Source organism: Sphingomonas sp., from assembly GCF_017745215.1.
GTDB lineage: Bacteria > Pseudomonadota > Alphaproteobacteria > Sphingomonadales > Sphingomonadaceae > Sphingomonas.
In genome coordinates this window covers 38762-57317 of record NZ_JAGHZV010000013.1, presented here as the reverse complement: position 1 = coordinate 57317, position 18556 = coordinate 38762, and the positions used below count along the sequence as shown (strand labels likewise).

The window sequence follows — 18556 nt, the reverse complement described above, 5'->3', positions numbered from 1 at the left end:
CATGACCGACGACAGGACGAAGCTCGCGATCGAACGCGTAGGCGAGGATGCGATCCGCTTCGAACGCATGATCGACGCGCCGGTCGAGACGGTGTGGCGCTATCTCGCCGACGCCGAGCTGCGCGGCAAGTGGTTCGCCGCGGGCGAGGCCGAGCCGCGCGTCGGCGGCACGATCACGCTGGTGTTCGACCATGACGATCTTTCGACCGACGAGGTGCCCTATCCCGAGGCCTATGCGCCGTACAAGGGCGCAACCGGCCGGGAGACGATCACGCGCTGGGAGCCGCCGCACGTGCTGGCCTTCACCTTCGAAGGCTCGGGCGAGGCGCTGTTCGAGCTTTCTGCGGAAGGCGAACGCACCCGGCTGGTGCTCACGCACAGCGGCATCGCCAAGCCCGAGATGTTCGCCAATTTCGGCGGTGGCTGGCATTCGCATCTGGCGGTGCTCCAGTCGCTGTTCGGCGGCGAGCCCGTGCGCGACTTCTGGGCGCTCCATGCGCGCTCCGAAGTGGCCGTGAAGGAAGCGCTGGGCGTCTAGCGCCCGCTCTGGATCCCCGCCACCACGCGGCGGAGCAGCCAGCGTGGGGTGAGCCGGGTGGAGAAGGCCCCGAAAGCATTGGCCGCGCCGGGGATCTTCACCGCGCGATTGGCGGCGAGCGCGGCGAGGCCGGCCTGCACCACCTTGTCCGCATCGCCCGCAAGCCGGCGGAGCGCGAAGCTCTCGCTGGTCCCGGCGGCGTCGAAGAACTCGGTCGCGGTCGGGCCCGGACAGAGCGCGGTGACGTGCACGCCCTGGCTGCGCACTTCCTCGTGCAGCGCTTCGGAGAAGCTGAGCACGAAGGCCTTGCTGGCATAATAGATCGCCATCCCCGGGCCGGCCTGGAAGGCGGCGGTCGACGCGACGTTGAGGATCGAGCCCGAGCGCATCTGGAGCATGCCGGGAAGCAAGGCGTGGCTCAATTCGACCAGCGCCTGGCAATTGACCTGGACCATCGCGAGCAGCTGCGCCCGATCCTGCGTCGCGAAGGCGCCCGACAGGCCGAAGCCGGCGTTGTTGATCAATGTGTTCACCGCCAGGCCACGCGTCGCGACTTCGGCGACCAGCGCGGCGGGCGCAGCCGGATCGGCGAGGTCGCCGGCGATCGTCTCGACCCGGATGTCGTGCTTCTCGCGCAGCTCGGCCGCAAGCGCGTCGAGCCGGTCAAGCCGGCGCGCGGTGAGGATGAGGTCGTGGCCCCCTGCCGCGAGCGCGCGCGCAAAGCCGGTGCCGAGCCCGGCCGATGCGCCGGTGACCAATGCAGTGCCCTTGCTCATCGCCGGATCATCTACGCGTTTCGCAAAGGATCCGCGAGAGCTTCACTGCCAGATCCCGACGATCGGCCGTCCCGGTGCCATGTCGCGGCGCCAGATGCCGGGGCTCACCCCCATCGCCTGCGAGAAGACGCGCGTGAAATGGCTCTGGTCGGCGAAGCCGCAGGCCGTCGCGATCTCCGCCAGCGACAGGCGGCGGTCCTCCATCATCGTCTTGGCGGCGTCGACGCGGCGGCGGAGCAGCCATTTGTGCGGCGCGACCCCGGTCGTCTCGCGGAACGCGCGCGAGAAATGGCTGAGCGACAGGCCGCAGTCCGCCGCGAGCTCGCGCAGCGAGACCTGGCCGTCGAGGTTGGCGTCGATCCGCTCCTTGGCGCGGCGCTCCTGCCACGGCGCGAGCCCGCCCTTGGGCGGCCGCGCGACGGGACACAGCCCGCCGTAGGCCTGGGCGACATGCGCGGCGAGCGCGAGCGTGACATGGTCGACGAAGACCCGGTTCGCCCGTTCGGGCGCCTCGAGCGCGGCACGGAGCGAGCTGCCGAGGTTGAACACCGTCTCGTCGATCCATCCCTTGCCGGGTTCATAGGCGAGCTCGCCGATCCGCCGCGCGTTGCTTTCGTCGGCGATCGCATCGAGCGCGGCACGGGGGAGGTAGAATTGGATCGAATGGAAAGGCTTGTCGATCAGCACCGCAGGGCTGCGCTTGAGGTCATAGAGCAGCATCTCGCGCGCGCGGAGGTGGTGGACGCCATATTTGCGGCCATTTTCCCAATAATGCTGGTCGCCGAAATCGCGGAGCTGGACGCCGACGAGATAGGCATCCTCGACCGGCAGCGGATCGGTGACGCCATGGTCGGGATGGTCCGAGCGAATCTCGGTGACCGCGATCTCGGTGCCGCGCAGCAGGCGCGTGACGATAGCGGGCGCATCGTCGATGCGGAAGCTCGAGCCCAGCCTTCTCCCATAGGCGCCGTGTTCGCGCATGCCTCTGCCCTCGTCGTGGGACGTGAGACGAATCTACGGTCGCGACGCGCGCGATCACAACGCCCGTCGGGCCGGTCCGCCGTGCCCGAAGGGGGAGGTCTGCGTCACGCCAATCGGGTAAGCCTCAGACGAAGCAGCCGATCTCGGCCATGCCTTCCTTGACCGGATAGCCGGTGACTTCGACTCCCGCGGCATCGAGCCAGGCATGCGCGTCGATCCCGCTCGAGGCGCCCTTCATCGCGCCGAAGTGGACCGCACTCGCTACCCCGCGGCGGCGGAGCATCGCATGCGCGGCGATCGCCTGCGGCAGGCAGACCGCGCGAAAGGGAACGTGGAGCGCCGCGCGCGTGACCGCCCAGCTCACCCGCTCGGCATACGCCTGAGCGTCGGGACCCGCCGGCGCGCGGTGCGCCGCGACGCGCGGATCGCTGGGCGGCACCAGCTCGCCGAAGCGCCTGGCGATCGCGCGGAAGGGCTGGAACACCAGCCGCGCGCGCGCCACCAGCAGCGCCGCGGTCGCCTCGACGAGCATCGCGCGCTCGCCCCAGCTCACCTGGGCGAGGCGTTCGCGCCGGGACTTCCAGCTGCGGCGGGGGCGCGTGCTCACTTGCGCTTCCCCTCGGGCCCGAAGTTGAGCCGCCGGGTGACGTTATAATCGAGCACGGCCATCACGAAATAGGCGATCATCTGCTTGAAGCGCGTCCAGGGTCCGGTCCGCGCCTTGTATAGCGTAGCGGTGACCGGCTCGGAATCTTCAATCTCGCCGTCGACATAGCCGCGGACATGCGCGGCGAAGCCCGGATCGGCGACGCGCAGCATCAGCTCGAGGTTGAGGAACATCGAACGGATGTCGAAATTGGCCGAGCCGATGTGGACGACGTCGTCGATGACGTAGAGCTTGGTGTGCAGCTTGGTCGGCTGGTACTCGAAGATCTTCACCCGCTTCCTCAGCAGCCCGGCATAAGTGAAGCGCGCCGCCCAGAGCGAGGCGGTGTGGTCCACCTTCGACGGCAGTACGATCCTCACCGCGCCGCGCTTGCCCGCCTTGTCGAGCCGGCGGAGCATCGCCGGGTTGGGCGCGAAATAGGAGGAGATGATGTCGATGCGGCGCGCGCGCTCCATGTCGTGCTTGACCGTGCGTGCCCAGGGCGAGAGCCGCCGCGTCGGGCCGCCGAACAGCCAGCGCGTGGCGCCTTCGGGCTCGCTCCAGTTCCTCAGCGTCTTGGTGAGCGCGCGGATCGGCGGGCGGCGCCGCCGCGCCCAGCGCGCGAGCCCGTCGAAATAGCCGGTCAGCCGTTCGGCGGCCGAGCCTTCGACGAGCAGCCCGAGGTCGCGCCACGCGCCTTCCTTGACGGTGCCGAAATAGCTGTCCTGGATGTTGAAGCCGCCGATGATCGCGCGGACCTCGTCGGCGAGCGCGAGCTTCTGGTGGTTGCGCAGCAGGTATCGCCGGCCCCAGCGCGGCACGAAGCGGCAGACGTCGACGCCGGCGGCGCGCAGCGGCTCGAAGAAGGCATGGCTCTGCGCCGCCTCGCTGCCCAGCCCGTCGACGATCAGATAGACCGCGACGCCGCGCCCCGCCGCGCGGATCAGCCCGTCGCGGATCGCATTGCCGACTGCATCGTCGACATAGATGTAATAGAGCACGCGCAGCGACCGCTCGGCGCCGTCGATCAGCGCGAGCAGCGCCGCCAGCCGCTCGGGCCCCTCGGTCAGCAGCGTGAGGCGGCTGCCGTCGATGGTGAAGCTCGGCTGGGCGGAGGCGGGCATCGGGGCGTGATGCGCGGGCGTTGGGCAAAGGGCAAGGGGTCGCATTTTCTTGACAATGCAGCTGTCGATCCCTAGGTCCGCTCCCTCTCCAGAATTTTAGTTTCGAGGAAGCGTAGATGGCGCGCGTCACGGTCGAGGATTGCGTCGACAAGGTTCCCAACCGCTTTGACCTGGTTCTGTTCGCCGCACAGCGCGCGCGGCAGATTTCGGGCGGCGCCGAACTGACGATCGATCGCGATCGCGACAAGAATCCGGTGGTGGCGCTCCGCGAGATCGCCGACGAGACGGTGCATCCGGTGCACCTCGAGGATTCGGTGATCGGCTCGCTCCAGCGCGTCCAGATCGACGACGAGGAAGCGCCCGACGAAGTCGGCAGCCTCGCGGCTTCGGCCGAGGCGCTGCGCCTCACCGCCGCGGCGCCGCCGCGCAACCAGAACCTCGGCGGCGACTACGACGGCTGAGCCGCCGGGGCATCGCTGACAGGAAAAAGGCCGGGTCGCCCCCGGCCTTTTTCATTCCGGCCCGGGGGCAACAGGCTTTGGACGCTCGGCCCTCTAAAGCCCCTCCCCTTCAGGGGAGGGGCTTGAACCTTTGACCGACCGGGCTCAATTGCCGCCGCGCATCGCCTTCATCCGCTCCATCGCCGCGTCGCGCTCGGCGGCGTCGATCTTGCCGTCCTTGTTGGCGTCGAGCCGGTCGAAGCGCATCTCCGCGCCCGCCTTCATCTCGGCGGCGCTGACCTTGCCGTCGCCGTCGGTGTCGGCGCGGGCCAGCATGCGGCCGCCGGGGCCGGCGCTCATCTCGGTCGCGTCGAGCACGCCGTCCTTGTTGGCGTCGAGCTGGGCGAAGCGCGCCTGTGCAGCGCCGACCATCTCGTCCTTGGTGGTGACGCCGTCGCCATTGGGGTCGGGGAACAGCGCCGCCATGATCGCATTCATGTCCTGCGCCGCGGCGGGCACGGTGCCCGCGGCGATCGCCGCACCGGCGAGCGCGGCGCTCAAGATCAGCTTCTTCATCAGATTCCAGTCTCCTCCCGCGCGCAACGGCGCGCGGTCGGCAGCTTCCTTGCACCCGAGCTGTCGCAAAACTTTGTCAGTCTTCGGCGGGGCCCTTGAACCCCTGCGCCACCACATACCATTCGACCGAGCCCTTGCGACTGGCGGGCGGCTTGGCATGCTTCACCGTCGTGAAGCCCTTCTTCAGCTGCGCGACGAGCGCCGAATCGGCGCCGCCGGCGAAGACCTTGGCGACGAAGGTGCCGCCGGGCTCGAGATGAGTCAGCGCGAAGTCGAGCGCGGTCTCGACCAGCGCCATGGTCCTGAGCGCATCGGTCTGCGGGTGGCCGACGGTGTTCGCTGCCATGTCCGAGACGATCAGGTCGGGCGCGCCGCCCAGCGCCTCGACCAGCAGGCGGGGCGCCGCATCGTCCATGAAGTCCATCTGGAAGATCGTCGCGCCGTCGATCGGGTCGACCGGCAGCAGGTCGATGCCCACCACCGCTGCCTTGGGCAGCGTGCGCCGCACCACCTGCGTCCAGCCGCCCGGCGCGATGCCGAGGTCGAGCACCCGTTTCGAGCCCTTCAGGAAGCCGAACTTCTCGTCGAGCTCGATCAGCTTGTAGGCGGCGCGGCTGCGATAGCCTTCGGCCTTGGCGCGCTTGACATAGGGGTCGTTGAGCTGGCGCTCGAGCCAGCGGGTCGATTGCGCGCTGCGCCCGCGGGTGTTGCGCACGCGGGTGTGGCCGCGGCCGCCGCCCCGGCTCATGCGAGATGCCCCGCCATCAGCCGGCGAAGGATGCCCTCGCGGATGCCGCGGTCGGCGACGCCCAGGCGCTCGGCGGGCCAGAGGTCGAGGATCGTCGCGAGGATCGCGCAGCCCGCCACCACCAGGTCGGCGCGCTCGTTGCCGATGCACGGCACCTTGCTGCGCTCGGCCATGCTCAGGTGCGCGATCCGGTCGCACACCTGCTTCATCGAGTCGGTGGGGACGATGAGGCCGTCGACCACAGAACGATCATAGCATTCGAGGCCCAGATGGACGCTGGCGAGCGTCGTCACCGTGCCGCTGGTGCCGAGCAGCCGCGGCGTGCCCTGCGGCGGGGCGAGCCGTTCGGCGAAGGGCGCGAACGCCTCGGCGACGCGCGCGCGCATCGCGGCGTAGACCGCGGCGCGGTCGGCGGCGTCGCCGCCATGGCCGGTCGCCTCGGTGAGCGAGACCACGCCCCAGGGCGCCGAATGCCAGTCGAGCACGCGCGGCACCGGCTCGGTCGAATCGACGAGCACCAGCTCGGTCGAGCCGCCGCCGATGTCGAAGACCAGCGCCGGGCCGTCGCCGGGCTCGAGCAGCGCATGGCAGCCGAGCACGGCGAGCCGTGCCTCTTCCTCGGCGGTGATGATGTCGAGCGCGATCCCCGTCTCGCGATAGGCGCGCTCGATGAACTCGCGGCCGTTGGTCGCGCGGCGGCACGCCTCGGTCGCGACCGAGCGGGCGAGCGCGACGCGGCGGCGCTTGAGCTTGTCGGCGCAGATCGACAGCGCGGCGAGCGTGCGGTCGATCGCGGCGTCGGAGAGGCGGCCGGTGGAGGCCAGGCCCTCGCCCAGCCGCACGATCCGCGAGAAGGCGTCGACGACGGCGAAGCCCGAGCCTTGCGGGCGGGCGATCAGCAGGCGGCAATTGTTGGTGCCGAGATCGAGGGCGGCATAGTGGCGCGGTTCGCCCCAGCGCGATCGTGACGACGCAACGGCTGGCGATCTTGCCGGCACACCCGGGCTATCGCCCTGCCGGTTCGGCATCCCTGCGGAGCCGTCCCCCATGATACACTCTCTCTTCTTGTTCTGTTCTTTCCGTCCCGGCATTTTGCGATGCCGCCCGGCGCTTGGCTGCGATGCTAGCGGAGGGCGGCGGGAGGGGCAAGCGCACCCGGGGATTCCACGGCGTTGACAGGCCCGGCCCACCCGCCTATTCGGCCCGCCTCGCGTTGCCCCGTCGTCTAAAGGTAAGACTACGGACTCTGACTCCGTCAATTGAGGTTCGAATCCTCACGGGGCATCCACGCGGTCCCCATCTGTTCGCGGGCCCCGCGCTCGGCTAAGCCAGGGATCATGGCGGGGAAACGAAGCATCCTGATCATCGGTGGGGGAACGGCGGGGTGGCTCGCCGCGGCCTATCTCGCCAGATATCTCGAGATCGCCGAATCGGACCGGATCGAGATCACGCTGCTTGAATCGCCCGAGATCGGGATCATCGGCGTCGGCGAAGGCACCTTCCCGACGATCCGCAACACGCTCCAGTTCATCGGCATCGACGAGACGCGTTTCATTCGCGAGACCAGCGCGACCTTCAAGCAGGGCATCCGCTTCACTGACTGGGTGCGCACGCCCACGCCGGGCAGGCCGCGGCACTTCTTCCATCCCTTCGAAGCGCCCTTCTACACCGAGGGCCCGAGCCTGGTCTCCTACTGGCTGCTCCAGGACGAGAAGGAGCGCCCGCCCTTCGCGGAGGCGATGACGATCCAGAACCGCGTCGCCGAGGCGCAGCGCGCGCCCAAGCGGCCGCTCGAAGGCGATTTCGCCGGCCCGCTCAACTATGCCTATCATTTCGACGCCGCGAGCCTGGCCGAAGTGGTCGCCGAGCGTGCGCGCGAGCTGGGGGTGAAGCATCTCCGCGGGCTGCTGACCCGCGTCGAGCTCGATGCGACGGGGGCGATCGACCATGTGATCACCGACCGGCTGGGCGAGCTCAGGGCCGACCTCTACCTCGACTGCTCGGGCTTCCGCGCCGAGCTGATCGGCAAGGCGATGGGGGTGCCGTTCAAGCCGGTGAGCCATGCCCTCTTCACCGATCGCGCGCTGGCGGTGAAGCTGCCCTATGACCGGCCCGACGCGCCGCTGGAGAGCTTCACCATCGCGACGGCGCACGAAGGCGGGTGGATCTGGGACATCGGCCTGTCGGGCGGCCACGGCGTCGGCTGCGTCTATTCGAGCGGCCATATGAGCGACGATCGCGCCGCGGCGATCCTCTCGGGCTATCTCGGGATGCCCGAGGCCGAGGCGGCGATGCGCCACATCCCCTTCCAGGCGGGCTATCGCCAGCGGCAATGGGTGCGCAACTGCGTCGCGGTGGGCTTGGCGGGCGGCTTCCTCGAGCCGCTCGAATCGACGGGTGTGGTGATGATCGAAGCCGCGGTCGGCATGATCGCCGAGCTCTTCCCGCACAATGGCCCGGTCGACGCCCCCGCGCGGCGCTTCAACGAACTGATGACCGCGCGCTACGACAACATCGTCAACTTCCTGAAGCTCCATTACTGCCTCAGCCAGCGCGATGAGCCGTTCTGGCGCGACAATGCCGATCCGGCGTCGATCCCCGAGCGGCTGCAGGAGCTGCTCGAGCAATGGCGCTATCGCCCGCCGGGCCGGTTCGACTTCATCCTCGACCTCGAGAGCTTCGCCTTCTTCAACTATCAGTACATCCTCTACGGCATGGAATTCCGCACCGACCTGACCCCGGTGCGCGACGAATTCCCCAATGCCGCGGAAGCCGAGAAGCTGTTCCGCAAGATCCGCACCTTCGGCGAACGCGCCGCGCACGACCTGCCCGCGCACCGGGCGCTGATCGACGAGATCAATGCCGGGGCGGTGCTGGCGGGGTAGTGCCTGCAAACCTGGGATAGACAAACTACCACCGTCATCCCGGCGAAAGCCGGGACCCAGGGCCAAGAGGGATGTCCTTGTAACCCTGGTCCCGGCTTTCGCCGGGATGACGACTGAAGAGAAGGGCGCTTACAGGCTCCACTCCAGCGTGAGCCACAGCTTGCGCGTATTGGTCGCGAAGGCATGGGCGTCGTAGCTCGCGTAGCGCACCGCAGCGGTATAATGCCCCCGCTTCGCGATCGCGGCGAGGTCGAACTCGTTGCCGTAATGCTGGTCGAGCCGGTCGCTGTCGAAGCGGTGGACCGTCGCGGCGAGGGTGATCGCGTCGAGCCCCGCGACCTTCTTCCAGCCATAGCCGATCGTGCCATAGGCGTCGCGCAGGCCGTTGGCGGGCGTCGGGTTGAACTTGCTCGCCCAGCCGTTCCACTTGAAGAAGGAAGCGAGCGGGGTCTGGACCGAGGTCAGCGCCGCGCCCGAACTCGCGCCGAGTACTTCATAGCCCGCGGTGGCGGTGAGCCTGCCCGAGGCCAGGCCTGCCTCGCCGAGCCAATAGGTCGCGGCATAGTCATTGGGGTTGCGATGCCAGCCGCTCTGGCGCGCCCAGCTGGCGGTGTAGCTGAGCTTGAGCTTGGGGGCGATGTCGGTGTTGCCGGCGAAGCGCAGGCCATAGGTCTGGCTGGACAGCCGATAGCCCTGCACCGCCGCGCTGTCCTGGTCGACCAGATAGGCGAAGCCGGTGAGCGTGCCGGGCCCGGTCTTGTAGCTCAGCAGCGCGAAGACATTGTCGCCGTGGATCGCGGTCGGCCGCGCGCCGAAGCCGCGCTCGCCGTTCACGGTGCGGAGGTTCCACGAATAAGTGACGTCGGCGGTGATCGCCTTGCCGAAGCCCCATTGTACGCGCGCGGCGTCGAAGGTCTGCTCGTTCTGGCGCCAGGCGGCGGGGCCGACGAAGCGCTCGTCGGCGAGCGCGATGCGCTGGCGGCCGAGCGTGACCGAATGCGTGCCCGAGGCCCAGCGCAGCTGCGCGCGGTTGAGCTCGACGTTGCGCGGATCGGCGACGACCGGATAGCGCGTCTTGCCGTTCAGCCCGTCGTTGTAGCCGGCCGACAGTGCGATCGTCGCCTCGCCCTCGACCAGCGCCGACCATTCGCCGCGCGCCACGGTGACGCCGGGGCGGACGCGGAGCGTGAGCGCATTGGCGTCGAGCGCGACGCCGTCCTGGTCGGTCTTGTCGTAGCGCAGCCGGGCATCGATGCTCGGGGTGAACTTCACGTCATCCTGCGCGAGCGCGGGGGTGCCGGCCAGCAACCCCGCCAGCAGCGCCAGCGATCGCTTCATGGGGAGCCTTTCGGATTTAGGGAGAATGCGCCGCCCCGTTCCTCCTATGGGAAGGATGGAGGAGGAACGGGGCGAACCTCGGGTGATCAGGCCGCCGCGCCGGCGACGGTGCCGCCGTGGAGCTGGGCAAGCTCGCCCCGCTCGCGCGCCTTGCGGCCGTAGACGAGCTCGAACAGCGGCCCCGCCATCATCGTGGTGACGATCGCCATCAGCACCATCATCGAGAACAGCGTCGGGCCGATGATGCCCTTCTGCAGGCCGATGTTGATGATGATCAGCTCCATCAGCCCGCGCGAGTTCATCAGCGCGCCGATGCCGAGCGCAGTCGAATTGTCCTCGCCGGCGAGCCGGGCGGCGGCCCAGCAGGCGCCGAACTTGGCGAGGATCGAGACGACCAGGATGCCGAGCGCGATCAGCAGCAGCGGGACCGAGTTGACCATGTCCATCCGGGTGTTGAGCCCCGAATAAGTGAAGAACATCGGCAGCAGCAGCACCACCGCGATCGGCTCGACCTTCTTCTTCAATTCCTCGACGAATAGGCCGCGCGGCATGCAGGCGCCGAGCAGGAAGCCGCCGAACACCGCGTGGATGCCCACCGCGTCCATGAGGAAGGCCGAGAGCGCGAACAGGCTGAGCACGATCGCCATCACGGTGAAGCTCATCTCGCCCTCGGCCTCGACCATCCGGCCGAGCGGGGCGAGCAGGCGCTTGCCGAACAGCAGCATGAACGCGGCAAAGGCGAGCCCGCCGCCGATCGCGAGCACCGCGACGCCGGGGCCGCCGCCGAAGGTGGCGAGCACGATCGCGAGCACGCACCACGAGCAGGCATCGTCGAACGCGCCGGCGGTCAGCGAGAGCGTGCCGAGCGACGAATTCGCGAGGCCGCGCTCGTTGATGATCCGTGCGAGCATCGGGAAGGCGGTGAGCGCGATGCAGGCGCCCATGAACAGCGTCGCATTGGCGGTGCTGATCCCCGGCGCGAACAGCCCGGGGACGGTCAGCAGGAAGGGCGTGATCAGGATCGCGAAGACGAACGGGGTGCCGATCCCCGCCATCGAGACGCCGAAGGCGCTCTTCGCCTGGGACTTGAAATGGTCGAGCTGGAGCGTGGTGCCGACGAGGAACATGTAGAGCCCCACGCCGAACTGCGCGCCGACATAGAGGACGCTCTTGGTCTCCTTGGGGAAGAGCGCGGCCTGGAAGCCGGGGAAGAGGAGGCCCAGCAGCGACGGCCCGAGGATCACGCCCGCGATCATCTCGCCGACGACCTGCGGCTGGCCGAGCAGCTTCTTGCCGAGCCAGCCGACCACGCGGCAGGTGAGGATGATCACGGCGATCTGCAGGAAGAAATGGACGCTATAGTCGCCCGGTCCATAGCTTTTGGCCGCGTTCACCGCCGGCCCGTGCGGCGACAGCACGTCGCCGATCGTGTGAATCAGGCTGTCCCAGACTTCGGAAAACATCGTCTGCCCCTCCCCCTGGCCGGCATTCGCGCCGGTCCAGCGTTGTCAACGACGCGAAAGGGGCGGGTTTCGCGGTCCCGCGCAACTGCAAATCGGCGCGGGGGTCGCCTCGGGGCAATGGTTTTTCGTGAACGGGAAGGATTTTGTTGCCGGCGAGTCACATTGTAGGTATGTGCCTACATATTCTTGACGGGAATCGACCGCATGAAGGTGATCGGCAGCCGCGAGTTCAACCAGGATGTGAGCGAGGCGAAGCGCGCCGCGCGACTCGAACCGGTGTTCGTGACCGACCGCGGCAAGCCCACCCACGTTCTGATGAGCATCGACGCCTGGCGCCAGCTGAGCGGCCAGACCGAGAGCATCGTCGATCTTCTCGCGATGCCGGGCCTAGGCGACATCGGGCTAGGCGATATTGGTTTGGGGGCGAGCCGCGACGGCGGCTGGGAGCTGGCAGGGAAGAAGCGCTGATGTTCCTGCTCGACACGCCCGTGGTGTTCGAGCTGCGCAAGGCGCGCGCGGGACGGACCGACGCCGGGCTGGCGCGCTGGGCCGCGGGTGTCGCCCGGACGCGGCTGTTCCTGTCGGCGCTCTCGCTGGTGGAGCTGGAGAATGCCGCGGCGCGGATCGGCAAGCGCGACCGCGAGGCCGTGGCGCCGCTGAGGAGCTGGATCGACCAGCAGCTGATCCCGGCGTTCGACGGGCGGATATTGCCGATCGATGCGGCGGTGGCGCGCCGGCGCGCGGCGATGTCGCAGGCCGAATCGCGCAATGCCCTGCTCGCCGCGACCGCGATCGAACATGGGCTGACCCTGGTGACGCGCGACGTCGCGGCGTTCAAGGGCGGGCGGGTGAAGCTGTTCAACCCCTGGGGCTATACGCCCGATGCGGCGGAAGACGAGGACGAGGAGTGGGACCGCGCCGGCCGCGCGGGGCCGCTGTGGCTGCGGAATTTGTTCGTGCGGGCTTAAGCCCATGCCCAGGTCGTCATCCCGGCGAAAGCCGGGACCCGGGGCAGCGAGCGACGCCTTCCGTAACCCTGGGTCCCGGCTTTCGCGGGGATGACGGATCAGGAGCGCGTCCTGCTACCCTGCTACTTCGCCTCGGCGATCAGCTCTTTCGCCGTCTCGCCGGTCCAGTCCATCCCGCCTTCCATCCGCCAGACTTCCTTGCCTTGCGAATCGAACAGGATCGTCGTCGGCAGATTGACCCCCAGCCCGACGCTCAGCGCCGAATCGGTATCGAGATAGGGCTGGAGCTTCTTGAACCCAGCCTTCTGGAAGAACGGTGCGACCACGGCGTCGCCCTTCGAATCCTGGCTGACCGCGACGACCTGGACGCTGTCGCCCAGCGATGCCGCCAGCGCGTCGAGCGTCGGCATTTCCTTGACGCAGGGGATGCACCAGGTCGCCCAGAGGTTGAGCAGCAGCGGCTTGCCCTTGAAGTCCGCGATCGTGACCTTCTGCCCCGCCGGGTTCTCGAAGGGGGTGATGAACGCCGCTTCGCCCTTGTGCGCGCGGTTGAGCTTGCCGATCTCTTCCTCGACAACCGTCTCGTTGCCCGCGGCCTCGGCCGGCTCGGACGCGGCAGCGGTCTCCGCAGTGTTGGCCCCGGTCGCTTGCCCGGGGGCATTTGTTTGCCTATCGCAGCCGCCGATCGCGAGCGCGGTCAGGAGGAGAAGCACGATCGCCGGGCGCAAGGACAGCTCCAATAGCATGTGGGGCGGCAGGTTTGCCGAAGGCCCCTCCGCGGTCATGCGCGAGATAAACGCCTCGATCCCCTTCGACAAGCGGATGTGGCGGCAGGACCTGCGCGGCAGCCGGGCGCATGCCGCGATGCTGGGCAAGCAGGGCATCATCGCCGCCGACGCGGCCGAGGCGATCGGCGAGGGGCTGCGCGGGCTCGAAGTCGCGTTCGAGGCCGAAGGCGTGCCCGACGACCTCGTGCTCGAGGACATCCACATGTTCGCCGAGCATCGCCTCGCGCAGGCGATCGGCCCGACGGCAGGGCGGCTCCACACCGCGCGCTCGCGCAACGACCAGGTCGCGACCGACTTCCGCCTCTGGGTGCGCGACGCGATCGACCAGGCCGAGGCGGCGCTCGGCGCGCTCCAGGACGCGTTGCTCGCTCGCGCCGAGGAACATGCCGAAAGCGTGATGCCCGGCTTCACCCATCTCCAGAGCGCGCAGCCGGTGACGCTGGGCCATCACCTCATGGCCTATCACGAGATGGTCGCGCGCGACCGCTCGCGCCTGCGCGACGCGCGCGCGCGGATGAACCTCTGCCCGCTCGGCTCGGCGGCGCTTGCCGGCACGGGCTTCCCGATCGACCGCGACGCCACGGCGCAGGCGCTGGGCTTCGACGGGCCGACGCGCAACTCGCTCGATTCGGTCTCGGACCGCGACTTCGCGATCGAGTATCTCACCGCGGCGGCGCAGTGCAGCCTCCACCTCTCGCGCCTCGCCGAGGAATTCGTGGTGTGGGCGAGCCAGCCCTTCGGCTTCGTCGCGCTCTCGGACCAATGGTCGACCGGCAGCTCGATCATGCCGCAGAAGCGCAACCCCGATGCCGCGGAGCTGGTGCGCGGGCACAGCGGCCGGATCGTCGGCAGCCTCGTCAGCCTGATGATCACGATGAAGGGCCTGCCGCTCGCCTATTCGAAGGACATGCAGGACGACAAGCCGCCGGTGTTCGAAGCGCACGATCTGCTCGGCCTGTCGATCGCGGCGATGACCGGGATGGTCGAGAGCGCGACCTTCCGCATCGACCGGATGCGCGCGCTGGCGGAGAGCGGCTTCGCCACCGCGACCGACCTTGCCGACTGGCTGGTCCGCGAGGCGGGGGTGCCGTTCCGCGAGGCGCACCACATCACCGGGCGCGCGGTGGCGGCGGCCGAGGCGGCGGGGGTCCGGCTCCACGAGCTGCCGATCGCCACGCTGAAAGCGATTGACGACAGGATCGACGAAAGCGTCTACGGCGTTCTCAGCGTCGATGCGTCGGTGGCGAGCCGCACGAGCTTCGGCGGCACCGCGCCGGTGCGCGTGCGCGAGGCGATTGCCGAGGCCCGGAAGGCGCGAGCGGAGGAAGGCTGATGGTGCGACTGCTGCTTCTCGCCGGGACCGCGCTGCTGCTCGCCGCCTGCGGCGCGCGCGAGCCGCTCAAACCGCCGCAGGGCGCGTCGCTGCCGGTCAAACCCTATTCTGCGCAGGCGACTCCCACTGCCGAAGCGCTGGTGGAGCCGCCGCCGCAGACCCGCCCCGAGCGCAGCGACACGCTGATCGAAAGCTCGAAAGAACGGCGCAGCGACGAGTTCGATCTCCCGCCGCCCGATTGATCCCTTCCAGTCTCCAGAAAGCACGATGGACCATTTCAACCTGAGGGACGGCGAGCTCTTCGCCGAAGACGTGCCGCTTGCCCGGATCGCCGCCGAAGTCGGCACCCCGGTGTATGTCTATTCGACTGCGACCTTCCAGCGGCACGCGCGCGTGTTCCGCGAGGGCGTGGCGGCGGCGGGGAAATCGAACCTCGCCTTCGCGATCAAGGCCAATCCGAACCTGGGCGTGCTGCGCGTGCTCGCGAACGAAGGCTTCGGCGCCGACGTCGTCTCGGGCGGCGAGCTCCACCGCGCGCTCGCGGCGGGGATGCCGGCGGAGAAGATCCTCTTCTCGGGCGTCGGCAAGACGCGCGAGGAGCTGGCGCTGGGGCTCGACATGGGCATCGGCCAGTTCAACCTCGAGCTCGAGGAGGAGGGCGTCGTCCTCGCCGAGCTGGCGGCCGCGCGCGGCCTGCGCGCACCGGCGGTGCTGCGCGTCAACCCCGACGTCGACGCGGGCACGCACGCCAAGATCTCGACCGGCAAGGCCGAGAACAAGTTCGGCCTGCCGATCGACCAGGCGCGTGCGATCTTCGACCGGCTGGCGCCGCTGCCGGGGATCGACCTGCGCGGCGTGGCGCTGCACATCGGCAGCCAATTGAAGAGCCTTGCGCCGCTCGAGGCGGCGTTCACGCGCGTCGGCGAGCTGATCGCCGAGCTGCGCGAAGCGGGGCACCGCATCACCCACGTCGATCTCGGCGGCGGGCTGGGGGTGCCCTATCGCGACGACGAGAACCCGCCGAGCCCGGCCGATTATGGCGCGATGGTCGCGCGGGTGACCAGGGACTGGGGCGTCGAGCTGATGTTCGAGCCCGGCCGCGTGATCGCCGCCAATGCCGGCGTGCTGCTCACCAAGGTGCTGTGGGTGAAGCCCGGCGTGACCAATCCCTGGGTGATCGTCGACGCGGCGATGAACGACCTTGCGCGCGTGGCGCTCTACGACGCCTGGCACGATGTCGCGGCGGTGCGGCCGACGGGCGCGCGGATGGTCGCGAACGTCGCGGGGCCGGTGTGCGAGAGCACCGACGTCTTCGCCAAGGCGCGCGAGATGGATGCGGTCGCCTCCGACGACCTGATCGTGCTGCGCAGCGCCGGCGCCTATGGCGCGACGATGGCGAGCACCTACAACAGCCGCGCGCTGGTGCCCGAGGTGCTGGTGTCGGGCGATCGCTACGCCGTGGTCGCCAAGCGGATCGCCGCCGAGACGATCATGGACGCCGAGCAAGTGCCGGACTGGCTGGAATGAGCCTCGCCGCCCTGCCGATCTTCGTGGCGCTGGCGGGGCGGCCGGTGATGCTGATCGGCGAGGGCGATGCAGGCGAGGCCAAGCGCCGGCTGCTCGAGCGCGCGGGCGCGACGATCGTGGACGAGGCGGGCGCGGCGCGGATCGCGCTGGTCGCGCTTGCCGACCCCGAGCCGGTGGCGGCGCGGCTCAAGGCGCGCGGGCTGCTGGTCAATGTCGCCGACCGGCCCGACCTCTGCGACTTCACCCTGCCGGCGATCGTCGAGCGCGGGAGCGTGACGGTGGCAGTGGGCACCGGCGGCGCTTCGGCGGGGCTGGCGGCGGCGCTGAGGCAGCGGATCGAGGCGCTGTTGCCCGCGAGCCTGGGCGAGCTCGCCTGGGCGCTGTCGACGGCCAGGGGCCGCATCCGCGACCGCTGGCCGGAGCCCGACAAGCGCCGGCGCGCGATCGGTGCGGCGCTTTCGCCGGGCGGGACTCTCGATCCGTTGCGCGAACATGCCGCCGAAGCGGTGGGCATCTGGCTCGCCGCCGCCGGTGACGAGCGCCCTGCGCCACGCGTCGAGCGTTTTGTGCTTGCTTCCCCCGATCCCGACGATCTCACGCTGCGCCAGGCGCGCGCGCTGGCAGCGGCGGATCGCGTCTACCACCGCCCCGGCGTGCCCGCCGCGATCCTCGAGCGCGCGCGCGCCGACGCGCCGCGGATCGCGTGCGACACCTTCCCCGCCGATCCCGGGCCGGGGCTTTCGATCGAAGTGGAGATGGCCGGATGAGCGGATTCGCGTTCGTCGTCAGCAAGGGCAAGGTCCAGGAGCTGGGCGTCAAGGATGCGCTCAAGCAGGGCGGCGAGCTGGTGTGGGTGCACCTCACCACCACCGACGAGCACGCCCAGCAATGGCTCACCGACCAGGCGCAGCTCTCGCCCTATGTCATCGAGGCGCTGACCGCCAACGAGACGCGCCCGCGCTGCGATGCCGTCGGCGAAGGCGCGGTGATCAACCTGCGCGGCCTCTCCACCGAGGAGCTCGCCGCCTCCGATCCGCTCGCCTCGATCCGCATCTATGCGCATGCCGACCATGTCTTCTCGGTGACGCGCAAGCCGATGCAGGCGCTCGACAATATCCGCGTCGCGGTGACCCATGGCGCGATCCTCGATCCCGGCGACCTGATCGCGGGGATGGCCGAGGAGATCACCGAGGAGCTCGACCCGGTCGTCGCCGAGCTCGGCGACATGCTCGACGATTGCGAGGAGAAGATCGCCGCGCACGGCGTGTTCGAGCTGCGCATCCTGGTCAACCGCATCCGCATCCGCGCGATCGGCTATCGCCGCTTCCTCGCGCCGCAGCGGCTCGCGCTCGAGAGGCTGGCGTCGCTCCCCGGCGACTGGCTGCGCGACGACGACCGGCTGCACCTCAGCTCCGCCGCCGACCGCGCCGCGCGCATGGTCGAGGAACTGGAGAGCATTCGCGAGCGCGCCGCGCTGACGCACGAGACGCTCACCGACCTGCGCGCCGAGCAGATCGACCAGCGCTCGCTGCTGATCGCGGTGGTGGCGATGATCTTCCTGCCGCTGACCTTCATCACCGGCCTGCTGGGCATGAACGTCGCGGGCATCCCCTGGGCGCACGAGCCCTGGGCCTTCTGGGGCGTGACCGGGCTGTGCATCGCGATCTCGGCGGCGATCACGCTCTATTTCATGCGCCGCCACTGGTTTCCGCGGGGGTTGTAGGAAACCGCACGCCATAAGTCGTCATCCCGGCGAAAGCCGGGACCCAGGACCACGAGCGACCTCCTGCTTGATTCTGGGTCCCGGCTTTCGCCGGGATGACGGAAATCGTCAGCGAATCCGCGAGACCTGGTTCAGCTCGTCGTGCAGCGCCTGGATCGACGCGATCAGCCGGGTACGGTCGGCGCGGGCGGCGGCGAGCTCTGACTTGACTTCGCCCAGCTCGATCGCGCGCGCGGCGATGCGGGCGTCGAGCGACATCGTCACGCGCTTGAGCGCCTCGACCCGCGCGGCGCGCTCGAGCGTGCGCTCGATCCGCGCGGCGAGAACCTCGAACTCGAACGGCTTGGCGACATAATCGTCCGCCCCCGCGGCGAGCGCCTCCACGGCAGAGGCCGGGTCGCTGCGGCCCGTGATCATGATCACCGGCAGGTCGGCGGTATCGGGCGCGGCGCGGATCTCGGAAAGGACGTGCAGGCCCGAGAGCTGGGGCATCACCATGTCGAGCAGCACCAGGTCGAAGCCGCGGCCCGCGATGAGGTCGAGCGCGTCCGACCCCTTGTCGGCGAGCACGACGAGATAGCCGAGGTTGCCCAGCCGCTGGCCGAGCAGGTTGAGGTTGGTGCGGCTGTCGTCGACCGCGAGGATCGTCCGCCGCGCGCGGCGTGCGCGCTCCGCTGAGCCTTCGTCCGTCACCCTGCGATC

Annotated in this window: 21 protein-coding genes and 1 tRNA gene; 11 read left to right on the top strand and 11 right to left on the bottom strand. The window is 69.4% G+C overall.

The window, feature by feature from the left end; genetic code table 11:
* The first annotated feature begins 1 nt into the window (after position 1).
* On the top strand, positions 2-538 hold the full coding sequence (locus J7495_RS13775; protein WP_294057182.1) for an SRPBCC family protein: 537 nt from the start codon (positions 2-4) through the stop codon (positions 536-538).
* Here J7495_RS13775 and J7495_RS13770 read toward each other — a convergent pair.
* The 4 genes from J7495_RS13770 to J7495_RS13755 form a co-directional block, all read right to left on the bottom strand.
* On the bottom strand, positions 535-1314 hold the full coding sequence (locus J7495_RS13770; protein WP_294057181.1) for an SDR family oxidoreductase: 780 nt from the start codon (positions 1312-1314) through the stop codon (positions 535-537). The two genes, J7495_RS13775 and J7495_RS13770, sit on opposite strands and share 4 nt — an antisense overlap.
* Before the next feature lie 42 nt (positions 1315-1356).
* Positions 1357-2295 (bottom strand): AraC family transcriptional regulator, encoded by a 939-nt coding sequence (locus J7495_RS13765; protein ID WP_294057180.1) that lies wholly within the window; start codon positions 2293-2295, stop codon positions 1357-1359.
* Between the two features lie 124 nt (positions 2296-2419).
* Positions 2420-2902 (bottom strand): lasso peptide biosynthesis B2 protein, encoded by a 483-nt coding sequence (locus J7495_RS13760; RefSeq protein ID WP_294057179.1) that lies wholly within the window; start codon positions 2900-2902, stop codon positions 2420-2422.
* Entirely contained in the window at positions 2899-4065 is a 1167-nt protein-coding gene (locus tag J7495_RS13755; RefSeq protein WP_294057178.1) for a phosphatidylserine/phosphatidylglycerophosphate/cardiolipin synthase family protein, read from the bottom strand. Before J7495_RS13755 ends, J7495_RS13760 begins: the two co-directional genes overlap by 4 nt.
* 116 nt (positions 4066-4181) lie before the next feature.
* On the opposite strand from J7495_RS13755, the gene rpoZ reads away from it, so the two are divergent.
* Positions 4182-4526, top strand: coding sequence for a DNA-directed RNA polymerase subunit omega (gene rpoZ, locus J7495_RS13750; RefSeq protein WP_294057177.1), 345 nt, complete (start codon positions 4182-4184; stop codon positions 4524-4526).
* A 144-nt stretch (positions 4527-4670) separates the two neighbouring features.
* On the opposite strand, the gene J7495_RS13745 is transcribed toward rpoZ, so the two are convergent.
* The 3 genes from J7495_RS13745 to J7495_RS13735 form a co-directional block, all read right to left on the bottom strand.
* Positions 4671-5081 carry an EF-hand domain-containing protein gene (locus tag J7495_RS13745; protein ID WP_294057175.1) on the bottom strand — a complete coding sequence of 137 codons (411 nt, stop codon included), beginning with the start codon at positions 5079-5081 and terminating at the stop codon, positions 4671-4673.
* Positions 5082-5157: 76 nt separating this feature from the next.
* The gene (locus J7495_RS13740; protein ID WP_294057174.1) at positions 5158-5829 is read right to left on the bottom strand and encodes an RlmE family RNA methyltransferase; all 672 of its coding nucleotides are present in this window, start codon (positions 5827-5829) and stop codon (positions 5158-5160) included.
* Entirely contained in the window at positions 5826-6878 is a 1053-nt protein-coding gene (locus J7495_RS13735) for a Ppx/GppA phosphatase family protein (RefSeq protein WP_294057173.1), read from the bottom strand. The genes J7495_RS13740 and J7495_RS13735 overlap by 4 nt, the downstream gene beginning before the upstream one ends.
* Positions 6879-7043: 165 nt before the next feature.
* Here J7495_RS13735 and J7495_RS13730 point away from each other — a divergent pair.
* Both J7495_RS13730 and J7495_RS13725 read left to right on the top strand, forming a co-directional pair.
* Positions 7044-7117 (top strand) — tRNA-Gln (locus tag J7495_RS13730).
* 49 nt (positions 7118-7166) lie between these two features.
* On the top strand, positions 7167-8714 hold the full coding sequence (locus J7495_RS13725) for a tryptophan halogenase family protein (RefSeq protein WP_294057172.1): 1548 nt from the start codon (positions 7167-7169) through the stop codon (positions 8712-8714).
* Between the two features lie 129 nt (positions 8715-8843).
* Here the strand turns inward: J7495_RS13725 and J7495_RS13720 are convergent, their stop codons facing one another.
* Together J7495_RS13720 and J7495_RS13715 are read right to left on the bottom strand one after the other, a co-directional pair.
* The gene (locus tag J7495_RS13720) at positions 8844-10052 is read right to left on the bottom strand and encodes an alginate export family protein (RefSeq protein ID WP_294057171.1); all 1209 of its coding nucleotides are present in this window, start codon (positions 10050-10052) and stop codon (positions 8844-8846) included.
* 86 nt (positions 10053-10138) lie between these two features.
* Positions 10139-11515, bottom strand: a complete 1377-nt coding sequence (locus tag J7495_RS13715) for a cation:proton antiporter (RefSeq protein ID WP_294057169.1) — start codon at positions 11513-11515, stop codon at positions 10139-10141.
* Between the two features lie 204 nt (positions 11516-11719).
* Here J7495_RS13715 and J7495_RS13710 point away from each other — a divergent pair, with 204 nt between their 5' ends.
* Both J7495_RS13710 and J7495_RS13705 read left to right on the top strand, forming a co-directional pair.
* The gene (locus J7495_RS13710; RefSeq protein WP_294057168.1) at positions 11720-11983 is read left to right on the top strand and encodes a type II toxin-antitoxin system Phd/YefM family antitoxin; all 264 of its coding nucleotides are present in this window, start codon (positions 11720-11722) and stop codon (positions 11981-11983) included.
* Positions 11983-12483: a PIN domain-containing protein gene (locus J7495_RS13705; protein WP_294057167.1), complete on the top strand. Its 501-nt coding sequence runs from the start codon at positions 11983-11985 to the stop codon at positions 12481-12483. Before J7495_RS13710 ends, J7495_RS13705 begins: the two co-directional genes overlap by 1 nt.
* A 122-nt stretch (positions 12484-12605) precedes the next feature.
* On the opposite strand, the gene J7495_RS13700 is transcribed toward J7495_RS13705, so the two are convergent.
* Positions 12606-13211 (bottom strand): TlpA disulfide reductase family protein, encoded by a 606-nt coding sequence (locus J7495_RS13700; RefSeq protein WP_366811168.1) that lies wholly within the window; start codon positions 13209-13211, stop codon positions 12606-12608.
* 16 nt (positions 13212-13227) lie between these two features.
* Here J7495_RS13700 and argH point away from each other — a divergent pair, with 16 nt between their 5' ends.
* The 5 genes from argH to J7495_RS13675 are packed head-to-tail and all read left to right on the top strand — an operon-like array spanning position 13228 to position 17854.
* A complete protein-coding gene (gene argH, locus J7495_RS13695) occupies positions 13228-14604 on the top strand; it encodes an argininosuccinate lyase (protein ID WP_294057165.1) in 1377 nt (458 codons plus the stop codon).
* Complete coding sequence (locus J7495_RS13690) at positions 14604-14846, top strand: hypothetical protein (RefSeq protein WP_294057164.1); 243 nt, start codon at positions 14604-14606, stop codon at positions 14844-14846. The genes argH and J7495_RS13690 overlap by 1 nt, the downstream gene beginning before the upstream one ends.
* A gap of 25 nt (positions 14847-14871) precedes the next feature.
* Positions 14872-16131 (top strand): diaminopimelate decarboxylase, encoded by a 1260-nt coding sequence (gene lysA, locus J7495_RS13685; RefSeq protein WP_294057163.1) that lies wholly within the window; start codon positions 14872-14874, stop codon positions 16129-16131.
* Positions 16128-16898 carry an NAD(P)-dependent oxidoreductase gene (locus tag J7495_RS13680; RefSeq protein ID WP_294057162.1) on the top strand — a complete coding sequence of 257 codons (771 nt, stop codon included), beginning with the start codon at positions 16128-16130 and terminating at the stop codon, positions 16896-16898. Before lysA ends, J7495_RS13680 begins: the two co-directional genes overlap by 4 nt.
* Positions 16895-17854 carry a zinc transporter ZntB gene (locus J7495_RS13675; protein WP_294057161.1) on the top strand — a complete coding sequence of 320 codons (960 nt, stop codon included), beginning with the start codon at positions 16895-16897 and terminating at the stop codon, positions 17852-17854. The genes J7495_RS13680 and J7495_RS13675 overlap by 4 nt, the downstream gene beginning before the upstream one ends.
* Positions 17855-17962: 108 nt before the next feature.
* Here J7495_RS13675 and J7495_RS13670 read toward each other — a convergent pair whose 3' ends face one another.
* Positions 17963-18547: a response regulator gene (locus J7495_RS13670; RefSeq protein WP_294057160.1), complete on the bottom strand. Its 585-nt coding sequence runs from the start codon at positions 18545-18547 to the stop codon at positions 17963-17965.
* Positions 18548-18556: the final 9 nt, after the last annotated feature.

What these genes read in the sequence shown, in the direction of transcription:
- J7495_RS13725 (WP_294057172.1), top strand. Translation starts at nt 7,167, where the DNA reads ATGGCGGGGAAACGAAGCATCCTGATCATCGGTGGGGGAACGGCGGGG.
- J7495_RS13710 (WP_294057168.1), top strand. Translation starts at nt 11,720, where the DNA reads ATGAAGGTGATCGGCAGCCGCGAGTTCAACCAGGATGTGAGCGAGGCG.
- J7495_RS13735 (WP_294057173.1), bottom strand. Translation starts at nt 6,878, where the DNA reads ATGGGGGACGGCTCCGCAGGGATGCCGAACCGGCAGGGCGATAGCCCG.
- J7495_RS13720 (WP_294057171.1), bottom strand. Translation starts at nt 10,052, where the DNA reads ATGAAGCGATCGCTGGCGCTGCTGGCGGGGTTGCTGGCCGGCACCCCC.
- J7495_RS13715 (WP_294057169.1), bottom strand. Translation starts at nt 11,515, where the DNA reads ATGTTTTCCGAAGTCTGGGACAGCCTGATTCACACGATCGGCGACGTG.
- J7495_RS13740 (WP_294057174.1), bottom strand. Translation starts at nt 5,829, where the DNA reads ATGAGCCGGGGCGGCGGCCGCGGCCACACCCGCGTGCGCAACACCCGC.
- lysA (WP_294057163.1), top strand. Translation starts at nt 14,872, where the DNA reads ATGGACCATTTCAACCTGAGGGACGGCGAGCTCTTCGCCGAAGACGTG.
- J7495_RS13775 (WP_294057182.1), top strand. Translation starts at nt 2, where the DNA reads ATGACCGACGACAGGACGAAGCTCGCGATCGAACGCGTAGGCGAGGAT.
- J7495_RS13690 (WP_294057164.1), top strand. Translation starts at nt 14,604, where the DNA reads ATGGTGCGACTGCTGCTTCTCGCCGGGACCGCGCTGCTGCTCGCCGCC.
- J7495_RS13770 (WP_294057181.1), bottom strand. Translation starts at nt 1,314, where the DNA reads ATGAGCAAGGGCACTGCATTGGTCACCGGCGCATCGGCCGGGCTCGGC.
- J7495_RS13755 (WP_294057178.1), bottom strand. Translation starts at nt 4,065, where the DNA reads ATGCCCGCCTCCGCCCAGCCGAGCTTCACCATCGACGGCAGCCGCCTC.
- J7495_RS13705 (WP_294057167.1), top strand. Translation starts at nt 11,983, where the DNA reads ATGTTCCTGCTCGACACGCCCGTGGTGTTCGAGCTGCGCAAGGCGCGC.
- J7495_RS13745 (WP_294057175.1), bottom strand. Translation starts at nt 5,081, where the DNA reads ATGAAGAAGCTGATCTTGAGCGCCGCGCTCGCCGGTGCGGCGATCGCC.
- J7495_RS13765 (WP_294057180.1), bottom strand. Translation starts at nt 2,295, where the DNA reads ATGCGCGAACACGGCGCCTATGGGAGAAGGCTGGGCTCGAGCTTCCGC.
- J7495_RS13675 (WP_294057161.1), top strand. Translation starts at nt 16,895, where the DNA reads ATGAGCGGATTCGCGTTCGTCGTCAGCAAGGGCAAGGTCCAGGAGCTG.
- J7495_RS13680 (WP_294057162.1), top strand. Translation starts at nt 16,128, where the DNA reads ATGAGCCTCGCCGCCCTGCCGATCTTCGTGGCGCTGGCGGGGCGGCCG.
- rpoZ (WP_294057177.1), top strand. Translation starts at nt 4,182, where the DNA reads ATGGCGCGCGTCACGGTCGAGGATTGCGTCGACAAGGTTCCCAACCGC.
- argH (WP_294057165.1), top strand. Translation starts at nt 13,228, where the DNA reads ATGTGGGGCGGCAGGTTTGCCGAAGGCCCCTCCGCGGTCATGCGCGAG.